This is a genomic window from Streptomyces sp. NPDC013317, from assembly GCF_055563155.1.
In genome coordinates this window covers 553,625-576,308 of the sequence record NZ_JBVHDX010000001.1, presented here as the reverse complement: position 1 = coordinate 576,308, position 22,684 = coordinate 553,625, and the positions used below count along the sequence as shown (strand labels likewise).

The following is a 22,684-nucleotide window of genomic DNA, read 5'->3' as shown; positions in this document are numbered from 1 at the left end:
GCAGGATACGGGGATTCACCCGCGGATCGCGGCGGAAAGGATGACCGAGCGCGACGCGTGGCGGGGGCGGTCCGGGTTGAGGCCGCGCCGGGCGGCGACGGTGACGGCGAGGCGCTGGGCGCGTACCACTGCGGCCAGGGGGTCGATGGCGTCGGCGGCGAACAGCGCTCCGGTGGCCTCCACTTCGTCCCGGAGTCCGGCCGGCTCAGGACCGAGGCAGCACACGAGACTCGTACGGTCGCTGATGACGATCGGCCCGTGGCGGTACTCCATCGCGGCGTACGACTCCGCCCAGGCGCGCGCCACGCCACGGAGCTTGTGGGCGGCCTCGTCGGCGAGTCCGACCGTCCAGCCGGTGCCGAGGAAGGTGAACTGGGTGCGACGTTCCCAGACCGTGGGCAGCGGTTCGTAGAGGGCGAGCTCCGCGTCGGTGATCGAGGGGGTCAGATCCACGCCCAGGCCCGCGCGCAGCAGTTGGAGGGCCGTGGTGGCGAACCGGGTCTGGACCACGGAGCGTTCGTCGGCGAAGTCGAGCACGATCGACCGGTCCGCGTGGTGCGCGGCCCTGCTGCCGGGGACACCGGTCAGGACGAGCGCAGGGATCCGGCCCGAGGCGCGCGCGAGCAGGGTCACCACCTCGGTCGTGGCTCCCGAACGGGTGAGGGCGACGATCCGGTCGTAGCCGCGGCCGAGCGGGGTCTCGTCGGAGGCCGGGAAGGCGTCGGTCTCGCCCGCGCCGAGGGATTCGCGCAGGGCGGCGTAGGCGCGGGCCATGAAGTACGAGGTGCCGCAGCCGACGACCGCGATCCGCTCACCCGGCCGGGGCAGCAGCCCGGCGTGGTCGGCGGCGATGTCCGCCGCACGCCGCCAGCAGTCGGGCTGTGCGGCGATCTCGGCACTGACGTGGGTGGTCATCTCCGGTCCTCTCCTCGGTGCGCTCCGGAGGAGTTCTATCCCGCCGGACCCGCACGCACCATGAGTAATCAGGACGCACTGCTTGGACTTTTGCGCGGGTCCGGGTCGGGGGTCGTTCCGTGGCGCGGACGGTCAGAGCTGGTCCCGGGCGAGGGCGAGCAGCCGGTCGAGCACCCTCGGCCCTGCGGCCCGTACGCCGTCGTGCTCGAACTCGTCCGTCACCCAGGTCCGCAGCCCCCGGACGGCGCGCGCGGTCTCCAGCGAGTGGGCGGTGTCGACGTACATGTCGTCGTGGTAGACGGCCGCGGCGACGGGCACCTCGTTCGCGGCGAGACGCGCGGGGTCGTAGAGCGGTGCCCAGTCGGCCCGTTCGGCGAGGAGGTGGGCGGTCTCGCGGAGCGGGCGCAGCGCCGGATCGGTCTCGAAGTGCCAGGGGTGGACGGTCTCGCCGGTGAACAGGAGCGGCGCGTCGCCGGCGAGGGTCTTCTCCGCATCGAACTCCGGGAACTCGGCGCGGACCCGTTCGGCGGCCCACGCGGTCGGCCCGTGGCCCTGGGCGTAGATGGCCTCGTGCAGCACGGCGTAGAGCGGGTGCCCCGCGTACGAGAGCCGGCCCTGGACGTTCTCCAGGAAGGCGTCGGAGAGCGCGGGGCCGCCGGGCGTGGGGACGAAGGCCTCCTCCAGGAGGTAGTGGAGCTCGTGGGTCCCCTCGCCGCCGCCGAGGAGGATGCCGAGCGACTGGAAGGCCTGGACGGTGAGGAGCCCGCCGTTCGGCAGGGTCGCCGGGCGTTCGAGCAGGTGGGCGGCGATCGCGCGGGCGCGGTCGACGTCCTGCGGGTAGCGGGCGTAGTGGGCCTCGACCTTGCGCCGGACACGGGGGTAGGCGGCGCGGTAGACCTCGTCGGCGGTGGCGTGGAGGGAGGGCAGTCCGCCGGTGACGAGGGCCGTGCGCAGGCCCTCGGCGGCGGTGGAGAGATAGTGCGTGGCGCAGAAGCCGCCGAAACTCTGGCCGAGGACGGTCCAGGGGGCGCCGCGGGTGAGGCGCTTCCGGATGAGTTCGCAGTCCTTGACGATCGAGTCGGCCCGGAAGTGGGCGAGGTGGTCGGCCTGCCGGCGCGGGGTGCCGCGCAGGGGCAGGGTCTGGCGGTTGACGGGGGTGGAGTGGCCGGTCCCCCGCTGGTCGAGGAGGAGGACGCGATGGTCCTGGACGGCCCGGCCCAGCCACGCCTGCCGGCCGATGAAGCGGCGGGCCCCGAAGCCGGGCCCGCCCTCCAGGTACACCAGCCACGGGAGGTCGTCGGCCGACCGGTCGCCGGCGACGACCTCACGGCCGTAGACCTCGATCCGTTCGCCGCCGGGGTCCGCGTGGTCGAGCGGAACGGCGAAGCGGCGGTCGGTGAGGACGAGGCCGGGCTGGCGGTAGCTGGTCAATGCGGCTCCTGTTCGATGCGCCCCCGCCCGCCCAGTGCATCACAGGGCATGGGACGGGGGCGCGTCGAGGTGGGTCGGCAGGTGCGTCAGGAGGTGGTGCGGAAGGTGGCCGGGGAGGGGTCAGGAGGTGGGGAAGTCGTCGGCGGACCTGATCCGGTCACGGATCCAGACGCCGGCCTCCTTCAGGGACGAGGTGCCCGTCCAGGGACCGTTGCCGTCGCACGTGCCGGTCTTGAAGACCGCGCCCGAGCGGTGGTCGTCGGAGAAGTTCCAGTTGGTCCAGCTGATCTTCCTGGCGGCCATCAGGTCGATGTACTTCTGCGTCATGGTGAAGTCGTTGGCGCCCTCACCCGCGTAGTCCTGGGTGCCGAACTCGGTCACGAACACGGGGATCCGGTCGGCGGCCCGGGAGAGGGTGTTCAGGTACTCCTCGCGGTGGGACATCGCGTAGAAGTGGAACGTGTACATGACGTTGGTGGCGTTGACGGGGTTGTTGACGACCTCGGTCTCGCTGCCGCCGTCCGAGACGCCCAGGGAGGACCAGGCGCGGGTGCCGAGCAGGATCGGGGCGTTGCCGTCGATGTTCCGGATGACCGGGACGATCTGCTCGTGGTAGCTCTTGATCCTCGACCAGGTCACGCTGTCACCGTTGGGCTCGTTGGCGACCTCGTAGAAGATGTTGTTCTTGTCCTTGTGCCGGCCGGCGATGTCGGTGAAGAACCTCTTCGCGTGGTCGAGATTGGCGTGCGGGTCACCCGGGTCGAGCATGTGCCAGTCGACGATCACGTACATGCCACGGGCCGTGGCCTGGTCGATCAGCGTGTGGGCGAGGTTGGTGAACCTGACAGGGTCCGTCTCCCAGCCGTCCTCCTGGACGTAGGTGGAGACGCGCAGGACGTCCGCCTTCCAGTCCTTGGCGAGGGCGTCCAGCGAACCGCCGGTGAGACACTGCGGGTACCACTGGGTGCCGTGGCTCGACATGCCGCGGAGCTGGACGGGTTTGCCGTACTGGTTGCAGAGCCTGACGCCGCAGACCGTGAGCTGTCCGTTGATCGCGACCGGGGTGTCGCCGACCGGGGGCGCCGTGGCGGTGTCGACCTTGATGTGGTCGACGTTGGGGCCGCCGTTGGCGGTGGTCGCGGTGGCGCGGACGGTGTTGGCGCCCGCCTTGAGATTCACGGTGAGGGTGGTGGTGGCCCAGGCGGTCCAGGCGCCCGTGCCGGCGAAGGCCTTGCCGGCGGCGGCGACGGTCCCGTTGACGGCGATGTCCATGGGCCGGTTGGCCGTGGTGCCGTTGGCGTAGCGCAGGGTCAGGGTCGCCTGGCCGGCCTGGGTGGCGTTGACGTTCCACTGGACGTAACCGCCGGCGGCGTTGTCGTAGTTGACGAAGCCCGTGCCGGTGAAGCGCGCGTGGTTGGACTCCACCACGCCCCGCGAGACGGTGGCGGTCTCCGCCTCGTGGGTGACGGGGGCGGCGACCGCCGCGGGCGGTGCGGTGGCGAGGCCGAGGAGGAGTGCGGCCGCCGCGGTGCCGGCTCCGCCCAGGGAGCGCAGCCGGAGACGTGCCGATCGTGCCGATGTCATGGGGGTCTCCCGGAACGATGGATTGGAAGGAAAGTTTCCTAACGGACTGAATAGCAGCCCGGGAGAGCGGCTCGCAAGGGTCATGACAAGAGACGGCGTTCAGCGGGCTGTCGGTCCCCGGACGGTCCCGGCCCCCGTGCGCGGCGCATCCGCGCCTCCTAGCGTGGATCCATGATCCGGTTCGAGCAGGTCAGCAAGGTGTACGCGGACGGCACCACCGCGGTCGACGGCCTCTCCTTCGACGTGTCCGAGGGCGAACTGGTCACACTGGTCGGCCCGTCGGGCTGCGGCAAGACAACCACGATGATGATGGTCAACCGGCTGATCGAACCGACCTCGGGCCGGATCCTGGTCGACGGGGAGGACATCGCGAAGGTCGATCCGGTCGAGCTGCGCAGGACCATCGGTTACGTGATCCAGCAGGTCGGGCTCTTTCCGCACCGGACGATCCTCGACAACACCGCGACCGTGCCCGCGCTGCTCGGCTGGAAGAAGTCCAGGGCGCGGGCCCGCGCCGCCGAACTCCTCGACCTGGTCGGCCTCGACCCCGGGATCTACGGCCCGCGGTATCCCGCACAGCTGTCGGGCGGCCAGCGCCAGCGCGTCGGGGTCGCCCGCGCACTCGCCGCCGACCCGCCCGTCCTGCTGATGGACGAACCCTTCGGGGCGGTGGACCCCGTCGTCCGCGAGCACCTCCAGAACGAGTTCCTGGGCCTCCAGGCCACCGTGCGCAAGACCGTCCTCCTGGTGACCCACGACATCGAGGAGGCGGTCCGCATGGGCGACCGGATCGCCGTCTACGGACAGGGCCGCATCGAGCAGTTCGACACCCCGGCGGCCGTGCTCGGCACGCCCGCCACTCCCTACGTCGCCCAGTTCGTGGGCGCCGACCGGGGGCTGAAGCGACTCTCGGTCACCACGATCGAACCGGCCGACCTGGAACAGCCGTCCGTGGTCCGGCTCGACGAGCCGGCGCCGGACACGGCGGCCCGGCTGCGCGGCCGAGGGTCCCGCTGGGCCGTCGTCCTGGGCGCGGACGGCGATCTGCACGGCTGGGTCGCCACCGACGTCCTCGCGCTCGCGGGCCGGGCCGGCACGGTCGGCGACCTCACCCGCCGGATGGAGGCCTGGGTTCCGGTCGGGGCACCGCTGAAGCAGGCGTTCAGCGAGATGCTCCAGCACGACGCGGGCTGGGTGGCCGTCCTCGACGGGACCCGCTTCCTCGGCGTCCTGACCCCGGCGAAGCTCCACGAGGCCCTGCGCCGCTCCGTGGACGCCGACGCGCAGGGCCTGGCCCGGGACCAGGTGGAGTTCGACTCGGTCGCCGACGCGTGAGGGGTCCGGGGTCAGCCCGGTTCGGCGGGGAGGAGCCTCTTCTCCCGGAGATAGGTCCGCGCGACGTCTTCCGGGAGGCGGCGCCAGCTGTCGACCTGTTCGTTCAGGTTCGCCAGATCGGCCGTGGTCAGCACGGTGTTGAGGCTGCCCAGGGCGGCGGTGACGCGCTCGCCGCCGGCCCGGGAGCGGTTGACGACGGGGACGATGTGGTCCGCGTTCTGGAGGTTCTTGTCGTCGGCGAGCAGCACCAGGCCGAACTCGTCGAGCGTGGCGTCGGTGGTCGTGGTCAGGACCATCTGGTTCTCACCGCTCTGCACGGCCTGCTTGGCCTGGGTCGTGCCCACACCCTTCGGGTCGACGCCGGTGACGTCGATGCCGTAGGTCTCCCTCAGACCGGGTGCGCAGTACGGCCGCTGCACGCACTCGTCGCCCGCCGCGAGCCGTACGGGAAGTCTCGCCGCGCCGACGTCGCTCAGGGTCTTCAGACCGTGCTCGGCGGCGTAGGCGCGCGTGACCGCGAAGGCGTTCTGGTCGACGGCGCGGCCCGCGTCGAGGACCGTGAGTCCGCGTGGTCCGGCGAGTCCGCGCAGGGCGGCCATGGTGGCGGTCAGGTCCGGCGACCCGACGGTCGGCGCGTCCGGCCCGTGGACCTTCGCGTTCAGCCAGTCCGCGAACGTGGCCGCGTACTCCGCCACGACGTCGATCCGACCGCTCTCCAACGCCGGTTCGTAGATCTCGCGGTTGGTGACGGAGATGATCTTCGTGCCGTAGCCGGCCTCTTCGAGGAGCAGTGCGTACATCTGGGCCAGCAGATCGCTCTCGGTGAAGCCGGCCGAGCCGACCGTGAGGTCGCGGCTGTCGCCGGGCGGCGCGGTGACCTCACCCTGATTCTCGAGCGACGGGCCGGTGGCACAGCCGCCGAGAACGGAGAGGCTCAGCACGGCGGCCACCGCGCACGCCGGGACGCGCCACCCGCTCATCCGGCGCTCCCCCGCGCCCAGGACGGGGCGAGGCGCTGCGCGCCCTCGAAGACGCCCTCGACCACCAGTGCGAGGAGTGCGACGAGGACCGCCCCCGCGACGACCTGCGGAGTGGAGGCGAGGTTGAACCCGGCGGTGATGATCCGCCCGAGACCGCCTCCGCCCGCGAGCGCGGCGACGGTCGCGGTCGCCACGAGCTGCACGGCGGCGATCCGGACACCGGTGAGGATCAGCGGGAGCGCGAGAGGCAGTTCCACCCCGAGGAGCATCTGCCTGCCGGTCATCCCCATCCCCCGCGCGGCCCGTACGACGTCGGCGTCGACGCCGCGCATGCCGACGTACGCGTTGGTGAGCAGCGGCGGGACGGCGAACAGGACCAGGGCGATGATCGTGGGCCACTCCCCGTACGAGCCGATCGGGCTGAGCAGCAGCAGGACGAGGACGGCGAAGGTGGGCACGGCGCGGCCGACGTTGGAGAGGTTCACGGCGAGGGCGCCGCCCTTGCCGAGGTGACCGAGGACGAGCGCGACCGGGAGGGCGATCGCGCAGCTCAGCGCGAGGCAGACGGCGGTCAGGAGGACGTGCTCGGCGAGGCGGTGCCAGATCCCGTTGTCGCCGGACCAGTTGGCGGCGCTGGTGAGCCAGTCCCAGCCGGCGGTGACGGTGTTCACGCGGCCTTCCTGCCGACCCAGGGCGTGAACAGCCGCTGCGCGCCGAGCAGCACCAGGTCGGCGGCGACGGCGATGATCACGCAGAGGACGGAGGCGGTGAGGACCTGCGCCTTGAAGTAGGTGTTCATCCCGGAGTAGATGAGGTTGCCGAGGCCGCCGTGGCCGACGATCGCGCCGATGGTGACGAGGGAGACGGCGGAGACGGTGGCGATGCGCAGTCCGGCCATCGAGGCGGGCAGCGCGAGCGGCAGTTCGACGGTGAGCAGCAGCCGGACCGGTCCGTAGCCCATGCCGCGCGCGGCCTGCCGGGTGTCCTCGGGGACGGCGCGGAGGCCGGCCAGGATGTTCCGCACGAGCAGGGTGAGCGAGTAGAGCACGAGCCCGGCGACGACGATCGAGGCGCTGAGGCCGTAGACCGGCAGGAGCAGTGAGAACATCGCGAGGGACGGGATCGTGTACAGGATCGTGGTGACGCCCAGGACGGGCCCGGCGGCCCACCGCCAGCGGCGGGCGGCGACGGCGAGGGGTACGGCGAGCAGCACGGCCAGGGCCACGGAGAGGAAGGTCAGCTGGAGATGCTGGACGACGGCGTCACCGAGGATCTCGCTCCGGGAGGTCAGATAAGCGCCGCAGATCCACTCGTTGCGCGCGAGGCAGTCGTCGGGAGGCGCGGTCATCCCCCCATTGCAGGCGCAGCCCCCGGCGTTCGCACCCCGAACGGTCCGTTCGAGCACCACCCCGGAGCCCTCGCGACCCCCGCGCGCCGATCGCCCCCGCGCGGCTTGTCCGCGCGCGGCCCGTCCGCGCGGCAAGGAGACGGGCTCAGCCCGGATAGCGCTCGTGGAGGTCGTCGGGCCGGGGTTCGTGTTCCTCGCGCAAGGCCTTCTCGCTGCGTTCCTTGAGCTCCTCGCCCTGATCGCGAAGCCGGGCCGCCTCCTCGGGGTCGGCGCTCTGCCGGGCCCGCTGGAGAAGGTTCTCCGCCTTGTCGCGCTGGTACTGGGCGTGCGCGTGCGCCGCCTCGCCCTCTCTTCCGCTCTCCCCTGCCCCGCCCTCGGGGCCCCTGCCGTCGGGTCCTGACATGGCACACCTCCTCGGCCGGCGGCTTCCCGTACGACGACGAGGGAAACGCGTCGGCCCGAACCCGAGCGAGGGGCCGGGCCTCGGCGTACGGCTCGCTACTCCTGGATGACGGAGAGGACGTTGCCCGCCGGGTCCGTGAACCAGGCGATCGCGGCCGGCCCCTCGGGGCCCTTGACCACGCCCTTGGCGTCGTGCTCGAACCCCGGGTAGCGCTTGAGGGTCACGCCCCGCTTGGCCAGCTCGTCGACGGCGACGTCGATGTCGTCGACGGGGAAGTTCAGGATCGTGAAGGAGGCGGGCGTGTGGTCGTCCTTCGGGTAGACGAAGACGTTCGCGCCGCTCCCCAGCTTGATCGTCAGCATCCGCATCGGTCCGCCACCGGTGTCCTCCACCTGGAGGCCGAGGGTCTCTCCGTAGAACCGTCGCGCCTTGTCCATGTCGTCGACCGAGAAGCCGCTGAACGCCTTCGACTGTCCGAACATGCCGTTGTCTCCTTCGCGTGTGCCGTTCGGGATCTCCGAGGGCACACCCAGCGGACCACCATCCGAACGCCCGCCACGCGGGCTGACGGCCGGATGGTCGTCGCCGGTCACCCTCAGGGAGCGATCGGCAGCCGACGCTTGTGGTCGGTCAGCTCGTAGCGGCGGACGATCGAGGCGAACGCGGCCTCCGCGACCGGCTTGCCCTCCAGGAAGTCGTCGATGTCGTCGTACGTGACGCCGAGCGCGTCCTCGTCGGGCTTGCCCGGGTCGAGGGTCTCCAGGTCGGCCGTCGGGGTCTTCCACACCAGCTCGGCGGGGGCGCCGAGGGCCTCGGCGCAGGCGCGCACGCGACGCTTGGTCAGGCCGGTCAGCGGGACGACGTCCGCCGCGCCGTCGCCGTACTTGGTGAAGAAGCCGGAGACCGCCTCCGCCGCGTGGTCGGTGCCGACCACGAGCCCGTCGTGGGCGCCCGCGACGGCGTACTGCGCGATCATGCGCTGGCGGGCCTTGATGTTGCCCTGGACGAAGTCCTGGTGGTGGGCGTCCCGGAAGGTCACCCCGCCGGCCAGGGAGGCCTCCAGCGCGGCGTCGCTGGACGCCTTGACGTCCACGGTCAGGACCCGGTCGGCGGCGATGAAGCCCAGGGCGAGCTGGGCGTCCTTCTCGTCGGCCTGGACGCCGTAGGGCAGGCGCATGGCGTAGAAGGTGGCGTCGTGGCCCGCCGCGCGGGCCCGCTCCACGGCGAGCTGGCAGAGCCGGCCCGCGGTCGTGGAGTCCACGCCGCCGCTGATGCCGAGGACCAGGCTGCGCAGACCGGTGGAGGTAAGGCGCTCGGCCAGGAAGGCGACCCGGCGTTCGATCTCGACGAGCGGGTCGAAGGTCGGGGACACCTCGAGTTCCCGGGCGATCTGCTGCTGCAGGGCGGTGGACGCCGCGTCGGTCACGGGGTGCTCCTCGGGGTGGTGCGACGGTACGGGGACGGGCGCGGGTCCGGTGCGCGGGTGAGGCGCCGGATCCTCGCCACAGCCGACTCTATGCGGCCCCGCCCGGCGCCCCGTTCCCGGCCCCGCCCGGCCTGGTTCCCGACTCCGGCTCCATCGGGAGCCCGCATCCCGCGCGTCCGGCCCCGTTCGCCACAGAAGCTGCCGCGACTCTTTACGGCCCTGTCATGCACGGGTAATTTTCGGCCCACGCAAGCGCTTGCAGCAAGTTGCCGAACGAACTTTCAACTCCCCTGCCGCGGCCTCCCCGCCATGGCCCTGTCCCGGAGAAGAGACGCATGCGACGCTCCCCCGTTCCGCGCTTCGGTCGCGCCCCGGCCGCGCCCCTGGCAGCCGCCTGTCTGATCGGACTGCTCTCCGCCACACCCCCGGCCGGCCCGGCCACCGCACCCTCGGTGCCCGTCGCGGCCGCGGAGAACACGGCGACGGTCTTCTACTACACGAAGACGAAGAACTGGTCGGCCCACAACCTCCACTACGCCCCCGACGGCGGCGCCTGGACCGCCGTCCCGGGCGTGGCGATGGAGGCGGCCTGCACGGACTGGGTGAAGAAGACCGTCGCCCTGGGCTCGGCCGAAGGGCTCCAGGCCACCTTCAACAACGGCGCGGGCACCTGGGACAACAACGGCGGACAGAACTACGACCTGGGCACCGGCACGATCACGGTCAAGGACGGCGTGGTCGCCCACTCCGACCCGTGCGCCGACGATCCCGGCGGACCCGCCGACCCCGGCAACCAGGCCACCGTCTACTACTCCACCGCCGCGCTCGGCTGGACCACCGCCAACCTGCACTACGCCCCCGCGGGCGGCGCCTGGACCACCGTCCCCGGCATCGGCATGGAGACGGCCTGCGCCGGCTGGTGGAAGCGGACCGTCGACCTCGGCGCCGCCACCACCCTGAGCGCCGTCTTCAACAACGGCAACGGCGTCTGGGACAACAACAACGGGGCGAACTACGCGCTGTCCGCCGGCACGACGACCGTCAAGGACCGGGTGGTCACCGGCGGCGCCGCGAATCCGTGCGCCGCCGAGGTCCCCGACACCCGGGCGCCCAGCGTGCCGGCCGGGGTCACCGCGAACGCCGACGGCACCTCCGTCGTCCTGACGTGGGAACCCTCCACTGACGACACGAGGGTGACGGGCTACCAGGTGACCCGTACCGGAGGCACGGGCGGCACGACGGTCACGGACGTCGGCTCCACCGTGCTCTCCGACACGGGCCTGGCGGAGAACACCGCCTACACCTACACGGTCAGGGCCCTCGACGCCGCGGGCAACGCCTCCGCCGACTCCGCGCCCGCCCGGGCGACCACCGGCACGGCGCCCCCGGCTCCCGACCCGGGCCGGCCGCTCGGCACCGACCCCCGCAAGGACCCGATCTACTTCGTCCTTACCGCCCGCTTCGAGGACGGCGACACGTCGAACAACCGAGGCGGCAGCCAGCACACCAAGTCGGGGAACGCGGCCAACGGCGATCCGATGTTCCGGGGCGACTTCAAGGGGCTGGTGAACAAGCTCGACTACATCAAGGGGCTCGGCTTCTCCGCCGTCTGGATCACCCCCGTGGTGCTCAACCGGTCCGACTACGACTACCACGGCTACCACGGCTACGACTTCTACGAGGTCGACGCCCGTCTGGAGTCGGCCGGAGCCTCGTACCAGGACCTGATCAACGCGGCACACGCCAAGGGCATGAAGATCTACCAGGACGTCGTCTACAACCACTCCTCCCGCTGGGGCGCCAAAGGGCTCTTCACCCCCAGGACGTACGGCGTCCGTGACAGCCAGTGGAGCTGGTACTACGACGAGCCGAACTCCTCGTTCGAGTACGACGGGCTGAGCGTCGAACCGAAGTCGGGGAAGTCCTACTACAACGGCGACCTCTGGTCGACGGCCGAACCGACCGGCAACACCTGCGTCAACTGGGGCACCCCTACCCCGTACACCTCCCCGGAGGGCTACCGGATCTACAACTGCCAGTGGCCGAACCCCACGTCGGGCATGTTCCCGAAGTCGCTCTACCACACCTGCTGGATCGGCAACTGGGAGGGCGAGGACTCCCGTTCCTGCTGGCTGCACGACGATCTGGCCGACTTCAACACCGAGTCGGCGCCCGTGCAGAACTACCTGATCGGCGCCTACGACAAGTACATCGACATGGGCGTCGACGGCTTCCGCGTCGACACCGCCGTCCACATCCCGCGGACCACCTGGAACCGGCGCTTCCTGCCCGCCATCCAGGAGCGGGTCACGCAGAGGTTCGGCGCGGAGGCGGCGAAGAACTTCTTCGTCTTCGGCGAGGTCGCCGCCTTCGTCAACGACAAGTGGAACCGCGGCTCGGTCAACCACTCCGCCCAGTTCTACACCTGGAAGGAACGCAGGGAGTACGACGCCGACGACACCAGAGCCGCGCTGGAGATGTACGACTACGAGCAGCAGCAGGGCACGGGGAACCAGCCCACCTCGAACAACGCGTTCCTCGACGGCAACAACTACCACGCGCCGGACCACAGCAGGTTCTCCGGAATGAACGTCATCGACATGCGCATGCACATGAACTTCGGCGACGCACAGAACGCCTTCGGCAACGGCAAGGACTCCGACGACAGTTACAACGACGCCACCTACAACGTCGTGTACGTCGACAGCCACGACTACGGGCCCAACAAGAGCAGCGAGCGCTATGCCGGCGGCACGGACGCGTGGGCCGAGAACATGTCCCTGATGTGGACCTTCCGCGGCATCCCGACGCTGTACTACGGCTCCGAGATCGAGTTCCAGAAGGGCAGGAAGATCGACTGCGGACCCACCTGCCCGCTGGCGACCACGGGCCGCGCCTACTTCGGCGACCATCTCGCCGGGGACGTGAAGGCCTCCGGATTCTCCACCGTCGAGTCGGCGAGCGGAGCGGTCGCCCAGACCCTGGCCCAGCCGCTGGTCCGGCACGTCCAGCGGCTGAACCAGATCCGCCGGGCCGTTCCGGCACTGCAGACGGGTCAGTACTCCACCGAGGGCATCAGCGGCTCGATGGCGTACAAGCGCCGCTACACCAGCGGTACGACCGACAGCTTCGCACTCGTCACCGTCAGCGGTGCGGCCACCTTCACCGGCATCCCGAACGGCACCTACACCGACGCCGTCACCGGCGACCGGCGGGTCGTCTCCGACGGCACCCTGAGCGTCGCCGCGCCGGGCAAGGGCAACCTGCGGGTGTACGTCCTGAACGGGCCCGGCCGGATCGGGACCGCGGGACCATACCTGAATTGACTTCCGCCCCCGCCCTACGGGACGGAGGTTCCTACCACGGTCGGTCGACCGTCTCGGTGGGTTCCTGCTTCTCCGCGCTGTGCCGGGACGAGTCCCGGTCTTACCCGCGCTCCACAGGCTGGCACCGCCAGTCCGGCGGCCTTGGCGATGTTGACCGCCGCGTTGATGTCCCGGTCAAGGACGGCCCCGCACGCCGAGCACTCCCATACGCGGACGTTCAGCGGTTTGGGGCCGCCCTTGACGCCACACTGCGAGCACATCTGAGATGTCGGCTCGAAGCGTCCGATTCGGTGGAACGTGCGCCCGTACCGAGCGGCCTTGTACTCCAGCATCGCGAGGAACGCAGACGATCCGGCGTCGTGCACGGACTTCGCGAGACGGGTCCGGGCGAGTCCCTTGACCGCCAGGTCTTCCACTGCGACCGCTTGGTTCTCGCGGATGATCTTCGTGGAGAGCTGGTGGTGGAACTCGCGCCGCGCATCGGCCGTGCGTGCGTGAGCGCGGGCGACCTTGAGCCGGGCCTTCGCCCGGTTGTTGCTGCCCTCGGCCTTACGGGACAAGTCCCGCTGGGCCTTCTTCAACTTCTTCTCGGCCCGACGCAGGAAGCGCGGGCTGTCGACTTTCGTGCCGTCCGAGAGGATCGCAAAGTGCGTCAGCCCCAGGTCGATCCCGACCACGGGCATCACCTCCGGCAGTGCCTCGTCCGCACCGGTCTCGACCACGAATGAAGCGAAGTACCGACCCGCCGCGTCCTTCACCACAGTCACCGTGGACGGGACAGACGGCAGGGCACGCGACCACTTCACCCGCACATCGCCGATCTTCGGCAACGAGAGGTCACCGCCCGCAGTGACTTTCCACCGGGCATTCGCCGTGAATCGCACCGACTGCCGGGTGTCCCGACGGGACTTGAAGCGGGGTGCACCCATGCGTGGGCGCTTGCCCTTGAGGCCGTCGAAAAAGTTCCGGTACGCGGAATCCAGGTCTCGAAGGGACTGCTGCAACACAACGGCCGACACCTCGGCAAGCCAGGACCGCTCGAGGGTCTGCTTCGCCACCGTGACCTGCTTCGACAGTTCCGCCGAGGTGACGAACGGCAGCCCCGCAGCACGGGCGGTCTCACGAGTCCGAAGGGCATCGTTGTAAACCACCCGCGCACACCCGAACGCCCTGGCCAACGCCGAGCGCTGAGGACCGTTCGGGTACAGCCGGAAGCTGTACCGAAGCTGCATGCCCCTGATCGTACTTAAAGTCATGCCACAGCTACACCGAGTACCAGAGCATTCGACACGCTTCCCGACTGCGCCGAGGAGCGCGCCGCCGTTCCGCAGGCGTGGGCGGGGCGGGGCGGGCGGCGGCGAGGGGTGACGCCGTCCGCCCCGCTCCGGGCAGGAGGCGGCGGGTCAGCCGTCGGTGCGCCGCAGCGGGCCGCGCAGGGTCCCCTCGGAGACCCGCAGCAGCCGCAGGACGACCGGCGTGGGCGCGTCGATGCGGTACCGGCCGCCCATCAAAGTCCACTGGTCGAGGACGCCGAGCAGACCCGAGTCGCAGAAGGTCACGCGGGAGGCGTCGAGGACGAGGTCGGTGACCCCGGCCTCGGCGGCGGACGCCAGTATCGCGCGCAGCGGTGCCGCGCCGAGGTGGTCGACCTCGCCCTTCAACCGGACCAGCAGGCCCGTGGCGCCGAGGTTCCGGCACGAGTGGACCGCTATGTCCCCGGGCGCGGTGTCCGCGCCCTCGTCGCACACGACGGGGCGGGGGATGCGGGTCAGTATCGGTGCGGTGCGCTGGGTACTCACCCCTCCATCAACACCGGTCGCCCCGTCCACGGGAAAACGGCGCGCCGCCCGGTCACCCCGGAGCGCGGCAGTGATCCACTTCCGGGGGACAACCGGGCCGGCGGAGACGGGGGTGGCTCCTCAGCCGTCCGGAGCCGGCGCGTCGTCGAGCAGGGCCGCGGCGAGCCGGGCCGCCCGCCGGTGCCAGGAGCCCGCGCTCCGGAGCATGCTGTGGCCGCCCTCGGGCATCCGGACGGCGACGGCGTCCGCGCCGGCCCTGCGCGCCCGGCGGGCGAACTCCCAGGACTGGGCCGCCGAGGTCACCCGGTCCCGCTCGTCGTGCAGCAGGTAGAGGCGGCGGCCGCCCAGATGGTCCACCGGCTCGCCGGGCGGGCACCAGGGGGCGAGGGCGACCACGCCCCGGACGTGCGGGTCGCCTGCCGCGCGGAGTGCCGCGCGGCCGCCCATGGAGTGCCCCATGAGGACCACGGGAACCTCGCCGACGAGCTTCCGGACGCGGGTGAGGGCGGCGGCGGCGTCCCTGGCCGCGTCGCACCGGTCGCCGTTCCAGCCCCGGTGCCGGTAGCGCACCTCGGCCACGAGGACGTCGGCTCCGCGGGTCGCGCGCACGACCGCCGCGGCGAAGGGCCGCATCCGCAGGGCTGGGAGGTTGAGCGCGGGCGGCGGTTCCGGTCCGTCGGCCCGGCCGCCGTGCAGCAGCAGGACGGCCGCCTTCGGCGCGGCCGGTGAGGCACGGAGCACCAGCGCGCCCTCGTCGTCCGTCGTCGCTCCGCGGCGGTCGGCTGCGGCGCTCATCCGGCCGCCCGGCGCGGCGGGCGCGGGAAGAAGCCACTGGTACGGGCGGCGTAGTCGGCGAAGCCGGGACGGTCCGCCATGTGCGCCTCCAGCAGTCGTTTGCCGCTGCCCCAGATGAGCAGCGCGCTCATCACCACCGGTGCGACCAGGGTGAGCGCCGCAGTCTGCCAGGTCGCGCAGGCCAGGAGCCAGAGCCCCCACCAGACCAGGAAGTCGCCGAAGTAGTTGGGGTGTCGGGTCCAGCTCCACAGCCCCCGATCCATGATCATTCCGCGGTGGGCGGGGTCGGCCTTGAAACGGGCGAGCTGGTGGTCGCCGACCGCCTCGAAGGCCAGCCCTCCGGCCCACAGGAGCAGTCCGAGCGCGCCCAGCGCGCCGAGCGGCTCCGTGAGGTACGCGGCGGCCTGGACGGGCAGGGAGACGAGCCAGACGAGCCCGCCCTGGAGCAGATAGATATTCCGCAGCGCGTAGAGCCGGGGGTCGCCGGGGGCGCGGGCGAGCATGCGGGCGTACCGGGGATCCTCGCCGTGGCCCCGGCCGCGCCGCGCGATGTGGAGCGCGAGGCGCAGCCCCCACACCACGGTGGCGAGGGTGACCGCGAGGCGCCGGCCGTCGTCGCCGTGGCCCGCCGAGAGCAGCCAGGTGGCGACGGCGACCGCGGCGAAGGCGGCGCCCCAGGCGATGTCGACGATCCGGTGCACCCCCTTGGCGGTGCCGACGGCGAAGGCGGCCAGCATGACGGCGAGCGCGACACCGGCGGCGACACCGAGGTTCAGGGCGAAGGCACCGCCGTCGAAGCCGTTCACCGGAGCCCTCGCCGCAGGTCGTCGGAGACCAGCCGGATCTGGCGCACGTCCAGGTAGCGGGAGCGGAATCCCGCTTCGGAGTAGGCGAGGTACAGCTCCCACATACGGCGGAAGACGTGGTCGAAGCCCAGGGCTGCCACCTCGTCGGCGCGTCGCACGAACTCCTCGCGCCACAGCCGGAGCGTCTCGGCGTAGTGGTCGCCGTAGCCGGTGTCCTCGGTGATCCGCAGGCCCACGGCCGCGCTCTCCGCCGCGATGGCCTCGCGCGAGGGGATGAGGCCGCCGGGGAAGATGTACTTGCTGATCCAGGTGTGGGTACGGGCGGTGCGCAGCATCCTGTCGTGCTCCATGGTGATGGACTGGAGGGCGACGCGGCCGCCGGGGGCGAGGAGGCGGTCCAGGGTCGCGAAGTAGGCGGGCCAGTACTCGGCGCCGACGGCCTCGATCATCTCGACGCTGACGACGGCGTCGAAGGATCCCTTGACGTCCCGGTAGTCCCGGAGTTCGACGGTGACCCGGTCGGAGAACCCGGCGGCCGCGATCCGCGCGTGTGCCAGCTCCGCCTGTTCCTCGGAGAGGGTCACGGTCAGGACCCGGGCGCCGCGGCCCGCCGCGCGGAGGGCCAGTTCGCCCCAGCCGGTGCCGATCTCCAGGAGCCGGGTGCCCGGTCCGACGTCGGCCAGGTCGAGCAGCCGGTCGATCTTGCGGTGCTGGGCGGCGGTGAACGTCGCGGGTGAGGCGGGGAACGCGGCGAAGACGGCCGAGGAGTAGGACATGCTCGCGTCGAGGAAGAGGGCGAACAGCTCGTTGGAGAGGTCGTAGTGGCAGTGGATGTTCTCCCGGGCGCCGTCCGGGGTGTTGCGCTGGTGGGCGGGCCTGCGGCGCACCCACGCGCCGCGCAGCCGGCGCAGCGGGGCCGGGACCAGGTCGTCGACGTGGGTGGCGAGCACGGTCAGGAGGCCGACCAGATCGTCGCTGTCCCATTCGCCGGCCATGTAGGACTCGCCGAACCCGATCAGTCCGTCGGCGCCGATCCGGCGGTGGAAGGCCTCGGGGTCGTGCAGCGTGAGGGTGGGAGCGGCGCCGCGCACCGCGGGGATGCCGGGCGCGCCGGCGTCCGCGTGCCGTATGCGCAACGGGATGCGGGCGAAGGCCCGTTCGACGATCCGCCTTGCGATGGCGGTGCGCAGGGCCGAGCCGCGCGACGGCTCGGCGACGTCGGACCGGCGCGTGGTCGGGGTGGTGCCGGGCGCGGCCTCGGGGAGGGGCTCGTCGGCCCTCGTCTGCGCCCGAGAGTGCGGAGCGGTCACAGCGTTCCTTCGTGCGTGGGATGGACGGGTCGGGGTTGGACGGGAAGTCCGCGGAGGTAGAGACGGATGCCGTGCAGGCGGATGCCGAGGGAGACCTTCGCGGTCGACCAGGGGTGGCGCAGGGCGACGGAGAGGAGCGCGCGGGGACTCGCCGGCCGGTGGCGGCCGCGCACGGTCGCGGTGAAGGGCGGCCGGCCCGCGCCGTGGTGCAGCCGGACGGTCAGGTCGAGGGAGTCCCGGGGCACGGGCAGCCGCATGCGGTAGGTGCCCTCGACGGCGTAGAAGGGCGAGACGTAGAAGTCCTTGGGTACGTCGGCGCGGCCGTGCGCGTCGGGTCGCATCAGGTAGCAGTGGCGCTCCCCGTAGGTGTTGTGGACCTCGGCGACGACACAGACGAGGGTGTCGTCGCGGTCGTGGCACCAGTAGAGCGTCAGCGGGTTGAAGACATGGCCGAGGACCCGGGCCTGGGTCAGCATGAGGACGCGCCCGTCGGCGTCGTGCGCCCCGTTCGCGCGCAGGTATCCGCGCAGGGCGGCGCCGATTGTCGGTGCCCGGCCGCCGAAGTGGTCCCGGGTGTCGAAGCGGGCGAGCGCGCGCAGGCCGCGCGGCAGCCGGGGGAGGTCGTCGACGTCGACGAGCCAGAAGTAGGTGCGTGTCCGGAAGACGTGGCGGACGGGCGCGAGGCGGGCGTGGGCCACGGTCGACTCGTAGAGGGCCGGGACAAGGGGCCGGTCCGGCTCCGGGACACGGGGCCGGTCCCCCTTGGGAACGCGGGGCCGGTCCGGCTCCCTGGGGCGGGTGTTCACCACGTCACCCCCAGGGCCTCGGCCGCCGCGACTCCCGAGCGGCAGCCGTCCTCGTGGAAGCCCCAGCCGTGGTAGGCGCCGGCGAAGGCGGTGACCGTCGTGTTCAGACCGGGCAGTTCCCGCTGCGCGGCGACGGACCGGGGGGTGTAGACGGGGTGCTCGTAGACCATCCGGGCCAGCACGGTGCCGGGGTCGACGCGGTCGCCGGCGTTGAGCGTGACGATGTGCGGGTCGGGTGTCTCCAGCCGCTGCAGCCGGTTCATGTCGTAGCTGACCTGGACCGCGTCGGGACGAGCGGTGCAGGACGGCAGCCGGTAGTTCCACGAGGCGCGCGCGTGCGGCGCGCGCGGGAGCAGGGAGGTGTCGCGGTGGAGCACGGTGGGGTTGCGGGAGTAGGTGAAGGCTCCGAGGACGCGCCGCTCTGCGTCCGTGGGGTCGGCGAGCATCCGCAGCGCCTGGTCGGGGTGGACGGCGAGCACGACGGCGGCGTACGTCGCGGTGTCGCCGTCCTCGGTGGTCACGCGCGCGTGGTCCGCGGCGCGCCGGACGGCGCGGACCGGGGTGGAGGTCCGTACGGCGGTGAGGTGTTTGGCGGCCCGGGCGACGTACGTGGCCGATCCTCCGGTCACGGTGCGCCACTGGGGCGATCCGGTGACGGACAGGAGTCCGTGGTGGGCGAGGAAGCGGAAGAGGTACCGGGCGGGGTAGAGCAGCGCGGTGCCGGGGGCGCACGACCAGACGGCCGAGACCAGCGGGATGACGAAGTGGCCGGTGAAGTGGGCGGAGAACCGGTGTGCTTCGAGGAAGTCCCCGAGGGTCGGGGCGTCGTCCCCGGAGGCGAGCAGCCGGCGGGCGGCCCGGTGGAAGCGGGGGACGTCGGCGAGCATGCGCAGGTGCCGGCCGCGCAGCACGTTTCCGCCGCCCAGGAGACCGGCGGGGCCGCGCGCTCCGGCGTATTCCAGGCCGCAGCCGTCGCAGCGCACGGACATGCTCATCTCGGAGTCCTGGGTGGTGACGCCCAGTTCGCGGAAGAGCCGGAGGAGGTGGGGGTAGGTGCGCTCGTTGTGCACGATGAATCCGCTGTCCACGTGGACGGTCCCGCCGTCTCCGGTGGGCAGTTCGTGGGTGTGGGCGTGGCCGCCCAGGCGGTCGTCCGCCTCGTACAGCACCACGTCGTACGCGCGGCGGAGCACGTGGGCGGCGGTCAGCCCCGCCACTCCTCCGCCGACGACCGCGACCCTCTGCCGTTCCACGTTCCTCGACCCCTCCCTGTCGGACCGCGCGCTTGGTGCGCGCGGGTGTCTCAGGAGGTACTTCGGAGCTGAGGGGCTGCCGGATGGGGATCTGGTCCCATGGTCCGATATTCGGGTCGTACCGCATCCGACCGGCGCCTCGCGGGGGAAGACGCGGGTCCGCGCGGCGCTCCCGGCCCCGGAGCAGGGCGGAGGGACGGGTGTCAGGTGTGCCGTGACCCGCGCAGGGCGCGTTCGAGGCCGTCCTGCGCGAGCCCGGAGAGGGCCCGCAGGAAGATCTCCTCGTAGGCGGTCGAGCCGATCGTCGCGCGGGCGGTGTCCTCGTACTTGAGGCGCAGGGCGTGCAGTTCGGGCATGCCGCGCTGGGGGTGGCCGGTGGAGCGCCAGTACGACTCGCCGGTGCCGGAGACGTCGGCGGCGAGTTCGCCGTCCCCGGAGGCGGCGAGCGCGGCGGCGAGGACGTCCAGGCCGAGGGCGACGCCGAAGCCGTCGCCGAGCTTCCGCTTTCCCGCCAGCATCTCGCGGGCGTGGTCGGCCGCGGCCTTGGGCTCCCCTTCGAGGAGGCCGATGAGCGCGAGCTGGTAGTCCAGGTAGGCGCGGGTCCAGTGCTCGCCGAGCTCCACGCAGGCCGTCCGGAGGGCGTGGGCCTCCACACGGGCCTCGTCGAACCTCCCGAGTCCGGTCAGTCCGAAGACCCGGACGAGGAGGCAGCGCAGGCGGGCGGCCGAGTCGGTCGGAGGGCCGGGGGCCGCGTCGAGTACGTGTCCGACGAGGACGAGCGCGGCCATCGGCCGGCCGGTCATGAGCGCGAGCAGTCCCGCGAGGTAGGCGGCGTCCAGGGTGTCGGTCCCCACACCGGCCGGCCTGGTGGGCGGGGCCGCTGTCCGTGAGGCGTACTCGGCGTGCCAGGCCTCGCGCGCACAGCGTTCGCTGACGTCCTGGGCGGGCACGAAGTCGCCCTGCAGGGTCAGGACCACGCCCAGGGCCCAGAGGGCACGGGCCCGGTCTGCGCCCCTGGCCTCGCTGAGGACCAGGGCCTGTTCGAGGTAGTCGCGGGCCTCGCGCAGCCGGCCGCTGCACGACCAGTAGAAGCCGACGGCCCCGGCGAGCGCGAGTGCGGCGTCGGGGTCGGTGCGCAGCAGCCGGTCCAGTGCGGTGCACAGGTCGGTGTAGTGCTCGTCGACGGTGGTGTACCAGTGGAGTTGCTCGGGACCGAGCCATCCGGCGTCGGCCCGCCGGGCCAGGTCCAGGCAGTAGGCGGCGTGCCGGTCGGCGACCGCCTCCTTCTCGCCGAGTCTGGCGAGCCAGCCGGCCCCGTACTCGCGGATGGTGTCCAGGAGACGGTGGCGGGCGCCCTCCCTGCGGACCACGGAGGCGCGGACGAGCGCGTCGAGGGCGGCGGGGAGCGTCTCCCGGGTCAGCGGGCCCCCGGTGCAGACGAAGACGGCGGAGTCGAGGTCGAACGGGCCTCGGAAGACGGTCAGCCGCGCCCAGAGCAGCCGTTCGAGGGGGTCGCACAGCTCGTGGCTCCAGCCGATCGCGGCGCGCAGGGTCTGGTGCCGCTGGGGCCACACGCGCTCGTGGTGGACGAGGAGTTCGAGGCGGGAGTCGAGCTGTTCGCGGACGGGCTCGACGCCTTGGAGGCGCATCTGGGCAGCGGCGAGTTCCAGGGCGAGGGGGATTCCCTCCAGCCGGGAGCAGATCTCGGCGGCGGGCCCGGCAGCCCACTGGGCGGGGACGCGGGCGCCGCGCCTCGGGCCCGCCGCGGTGCGCTGCCGGAGCAGGTCCATGGCGTCGCGCCCGGCGGCGGCGAACGGTTCGAGGGTGAGCACCTTCTCCTCGGGCAGCCCGAGGGGGCGTCGGCTGGTGGCGAGGACGGTGAGCCCGGGAGCGGCGGCGAGCAGGTCGGTGAGGAGCCGGGCGCACGCGTCCGTGACGTGTTCGCAGGAGTCGAGGACCAGCAGCAGCCGCTTGTCGGCGAGCCATCGGCCGAGGACGGCGGCGGGCATGCCGGGGGTGTGGAAGGTGAGGTCGACGGCGTCGGCGACCGTCGCCACGAGCAGCCGGTCGCCCTCCAGCGGTGTGAGGTCGGCCCACCACGCGCCGTCGGGGAAGCCGTCGGCGAGGCGGGCCGCGGTGTGGAGGGCCAGCCGCGTCTTGCCGACGCCTCCGACCCCGGTGACCACGACCAGGCGGCGGTCCTTCAACTGCGCTGCCAGCCGGTCCAGTTCCCTGTCGCGCCCCACGAAACTGGTGTTCTCGTCCGGGAGATGTCCACGCACGGCAGCAGTGTCCCTCATGTCTCGCTCGAACGGACCCCCCGCCCCGGGTCATTCCACGGTGACGCGGTCCCGCCGGATCGGGAGCGGTGGTCTCCGGTCCCGGCCCCTGGCCGCCGCCAGGACGAATGCATCGATTGTGCGTCGCTAGCGGACCGCACCCGTCGCCGGGTGACGGTCGGGGCCCTCGCTCAGCGCGCGGCGCATCCGGTGCAGCCCGCGCCGCGCGTGGCTCTTCACGGTGCCGAGCGGCATTCCGGTGCGCTCGGCGATCTGCACCTGGGTGAGGTCCCCGTAGAAGGCCATGGCGAGTACCTCCCGCTGGACGGCGGGGAGTCGCGCCAGCTCGCGGGTGACGACCAGCCGATCCAGGACCGCGTCGGGGCCGGGGGCCGGCTCGCCCTCGCGCGGCAGCCGGACTCCGGCCGCGGTGACCAGGTCCCGGCGCCGGGTGCGCGCGGAGAGCGCGTCGGCGATCTTCCGCCGGGTGATGCCGACGAGCCAGCCGGGGAACGGCCCGCGCTCGGGCCGGTAGCCCGCACGGCCCTTCCAGGCGGCGAGGAAGACCTGCTGGCTCACGTCCTCGGCCTCCCGCGGATCTCCGAGGGTGCGTGCGGCCAGGGTGCGCACGAGGCCGTTCCACCGGTGGTACGCGACGATCAGGCACCGCTCCTCGCCGCGTACGAACCCCCGGGCCACGTCCTGGTCGGAGAGGCACTCGTCGACGGAGAGGCACGCGCGGGCGGGGAGGCCGTCGTCGAGGCCGGGAGGCGGGGAGACGACGGGCGGTGCGGTCATGACGGTCATGACGACTGCTCCTGACGGCCGGGACCGGAGAGGATCGGTCGGGGGCGGAGCCCCGGGTGCGGGGCACCTCCAGACTCCGAT

The 22,684-nt window shown here is 72.2% G+C and carries 20 protein-coding genes; 2 read left to right on the top strand and 18 right to left on the bottom strand.

Annotation, left to right across the window (positions count from 1 at the left end; translation table 11 throughout):
- Positions 1-15: 15 nt before the first annotated feature.
- The 3 genes from ACZ3IJ_RS02470 to ACZ3IJ_RS02460 all read right to left on the bottom strand — a co-directional run bounded on the left by ACZ3IJ_RS02470 (position 16) and on the right by ACZ3IJ_RS02460 (position 3,930).
- Entirely contained in the window at positions 16-915 is a 900-nt protein-coding gene (locus tag ACZ3IJ_RS02470) for an SIS domain-containing protein (protein ID WP_467465790.1), read from the bottom strand.
- 132 nt (positions 916-1,047) lie between these two features.
- A complete protein-coding gene (locus tag ACZ3IJ_RS02465) occupies positions 1,048-2,346 on the bottom strand; it encodes an alpha/beta fold hydrolase (protein WP_467465789.1) in 1,299 nt (432 codons plus the stop codon).
- A gap of 120 nt (positions 2,347-2,466) precedes the next feature.
- Positions 2,467-3,930 carry a cellulase family glycosylhydrolase gene (locus ACZ3IJ_RS02460; protein WP_467465788.1) on the bottom strand — a complete coding sequence of 488 codons (1,464 nt, stop codon included), beginning with the start codon at positions 3,928-3,930 and terminating at the stop codon, positions 2,467-2,469.
- Positions 3,931-4,101: 171 nt separating this feature from the next.
- Between ACZ3IJ_RS02460 and ACZ3IJ_RS02455 the strand changes: the two genes are divergently transcribed.
- A complete protein-coding gene (locus tag ACZ3IJ_RS02455) occupies positions 4,102-5,265 on the top strand; it encodes a betaine/proline/choline family ABC transporter ATP-binding protein (RefSeq protein ID WP_467465787.1) in 1,164 nt (387 codons plus the stop codon).
- A gap of 11 nt (positions 5,266-5,276) precedes the next feature.
- On the opposite strand, the gene ACZ3IJ_RS02450 is transcribed toward ACZ3IJ_RS02455, so the two are convergent.
- The 6 genes from ACZ3IJ_RS02450 to nadE form a co-directional block, all read right to left on the bottom strand.
- Positions 5,277-6,245: an ABC transporter substrate-binding protein gene (locus ACZ3IJ_RS02450; protein WP_467465786.1), complete on the bottom strand. Its 969-nt coding sequence runs from the start codon at positions 6,243-6,245 to the stop codon at positions 5,277-5,279.
- Positions 6,242-6,916 (bottom strand): ABC transporter permease, encoded by a 675-nt coding sequence (locus tag ACZ3IJ_RS02445; protein ID WP_467465785.1) that lies wholly within the window; start codon positions 6,914-6,916, stop codon positions 6,242-6,244. The genes ACZ3IJ_RS02450 and ACZ3IJ_RS02445 overlap by 4 nt, the downstream gene beginning before the upstream one ends.
- Complete coding sequence (locus ACZ3IJ_RS02440) at positions 6,913-7,593, bottom strand: ABC transporter permease (RefSeq protein ID WP_467465784.1); 681 nt, start codon at positions 7,591-7,593, stop codon at positions 6,913-6,915. Before ACZ3IJ_RS02440 ends, ACZ3IJ_RS02445 begins: the two co-directional genes overlap by 4 nt.
- A 145-nt stretch (positions 7,594-7,738) precedes the next feature.
- A complete protein-coding gene (locus ACZ3IJ_RS02435) occupies positions 7,739-7,996 on the bottom strand; it encodes a DUF6381 family protein (RefSeq protein WP_467465783.1) in 258 nt (85 codons plus the stop codon).
- A 95-nt stretch (positions 7,997-8,091) separates the two neighbouring features.
- Positions 8,092-8,478 (bottom strand): VOC family protein, encoded by a 387-nt coding sequence (locus ACZ3IJ_RS02430; RefSeq protein WP_467465782.1) that lies wholly within the window; start codon positions 8,476-8,478, stop codon positions 8,092-8,094.
- A 113-nt stretch (positions 8,479-8,591) separates the two neighbouring features.
- Positions 8,592-9,422, bottom strand: a complete 831-nt coding sequence (gene nadE / locus ACZ3IJ_RS02425) for an ammonia-dependent NAD(+) synthetase (protein ID WP_467465780.1) — start codon at positions 9,420-9,422, stop codon at positions 8,592-8,594.
- A 335-nt stretch (positions 9,423-9,757) separates the two neighbouring features.
- On the opposite strand from nadE, the gene ACZ3IJ_RS02420 reads away from it, so the two are divergent.
- Entirely contained in the window at positions 9,758-12,748 is a 2,991-nt protein-coding gene (locus ACZ3IJ_RS02420; RefSeq protein ID WP_467465779.1) for a carbohydrate binding domain-containing protein, read from the top strand.
- A 14-nt stretch (positions 12,749-12,762) separates the two neighbouring features.
- Here ACZ3IJ_RS02420 and ACZ3IJ_RS02415 read toward each other — a convergent pair whose 3' ends face one another.
- The 9 genes from ACZ3IJ_RS02415 to ACZ3IJ_RS02375 form a co-directional block, all read right to left on the bottom strand.
- Positions 12,763-13,980, bottom strand: coding sequence for an RNA-guided endonuclease InsQ/TnpB family protein (locus ACZ3IJ_RS02415; RefSeq protein WP_467465778.1), 1,218 nt, complete (start codon positions 13,978-13,980; stop codon positions 12,763-12,765).
- Positions 13,981-14,151: 171 nt separating this feature from the next.
- Positions 14,152-14,547, bottom strand: coding sequence for an STAS domain-containing protein (locus ACZ3IJ_RS02410; protein ID WP_467465777.1), 396 nt, complete (start codon positions 14,545-14,547; stop codon positions 14,152-14,154).
- Between the two features lie 120 nt (positions 14,548-14,667).
- The gene (locus ACZ3IJ_RS02405) at positions 14,668-15,342 is read right to left on the bottom strand and encodes an alpha/beta hydrolase (RefSeq protein ID WP_467465776.1); all 675 of its coding nucleotides are present in this window, start codon (positions 15,340-15,342) and stop codon (positions 14,668-14,670) included.
- Positions 15,339-16,148: a DUF1295 domain-containing protein gene (locus ACZ3IJ_RS02400; protein WP_467465775.1), complete on the bottom strand. Its 810-nt coding sequence runs from the start codon at positions 16,146-16,148 to the stop codon at positions 15,339-15,341. The genes ACZ3IJ_RS02405 and ACZ3IJ_RS02400 overlap by 4 nt, the downstream gene beginning before the upstream one ends.
- Positions 16,145-17,458: a class I SAM-dependent methyltransferase gene (locus ACZ3IJ_RS02395; RefSeq protein WP_467465774.1), complete on the bottom strand. Its 1,314-nt coding sequence runs from the start codon at positions 17,456-17,458 to the stop codon at positions 16,145-16,147. Before ACZ3IJ_RS02395 ends, ACZ3IJ_RS02400 begins: the two co-directional genes overlap by 4 nt.
- A complete protein-coding gene (locus tag ACZ3IJ_RS02390) occupies positions 17,455-18,156 on the bottom strand; it encodes a DUF1365 domain-containing protein (RefSeq protein WP_467466256.1) in 702 nt (233 codons plus the stop codon). Before ACZ3IJ_RS02390 ends, ACZ3IJ_RS02395 begins: the two co-directional genes overlap by 4 nt.
- A gap of 104 nt (positions 18,157-18,260) precedes the next feature.
- Positions 18,261-19,517, bottom strand: coding sequence for an NAD(P)/FAD-dependent oxidoreductase (locus tag ACZ3IJ_RS02385; protein WP_467465773.1), 1,257 nt, complete (start codon positions 19,515-19,517; stop codon positions 18,261-18,263).
- A gap of 203 nt (positions 19,518-19,720) precedes the next feature.
- Positions 19,721-21,799 carry an ATP-binding protein gene (locus ACZ3IJ_RS02380; RefSeq protein ID WP_467465772.1) on the bottom strand — a complete coding sequence of 693 codons (2,079 nt, stop codon included), beginning with the start codon at positions 21,797-21,799 and terminating at the stop codon, positions 19,721-19,723.
- Positions 21,800-21,943: 144 nt separating this feature from the next.
- The gene (locus ACZ3IJ_RS02375) at positions 21,944-22,603 is read right to left on the bottom strand and encodes a sigma-70 family RNA polymerase sigma factor (RefSeq protein ID WP_467465771.1); all 660 of its coding nucleotides are present in this window, start codon (positions 22,601-22,603) and stop codon (positions 21,944-21,946) included.
- Positions 22,604-22,684: the final 81 nt, after the last annotated feature.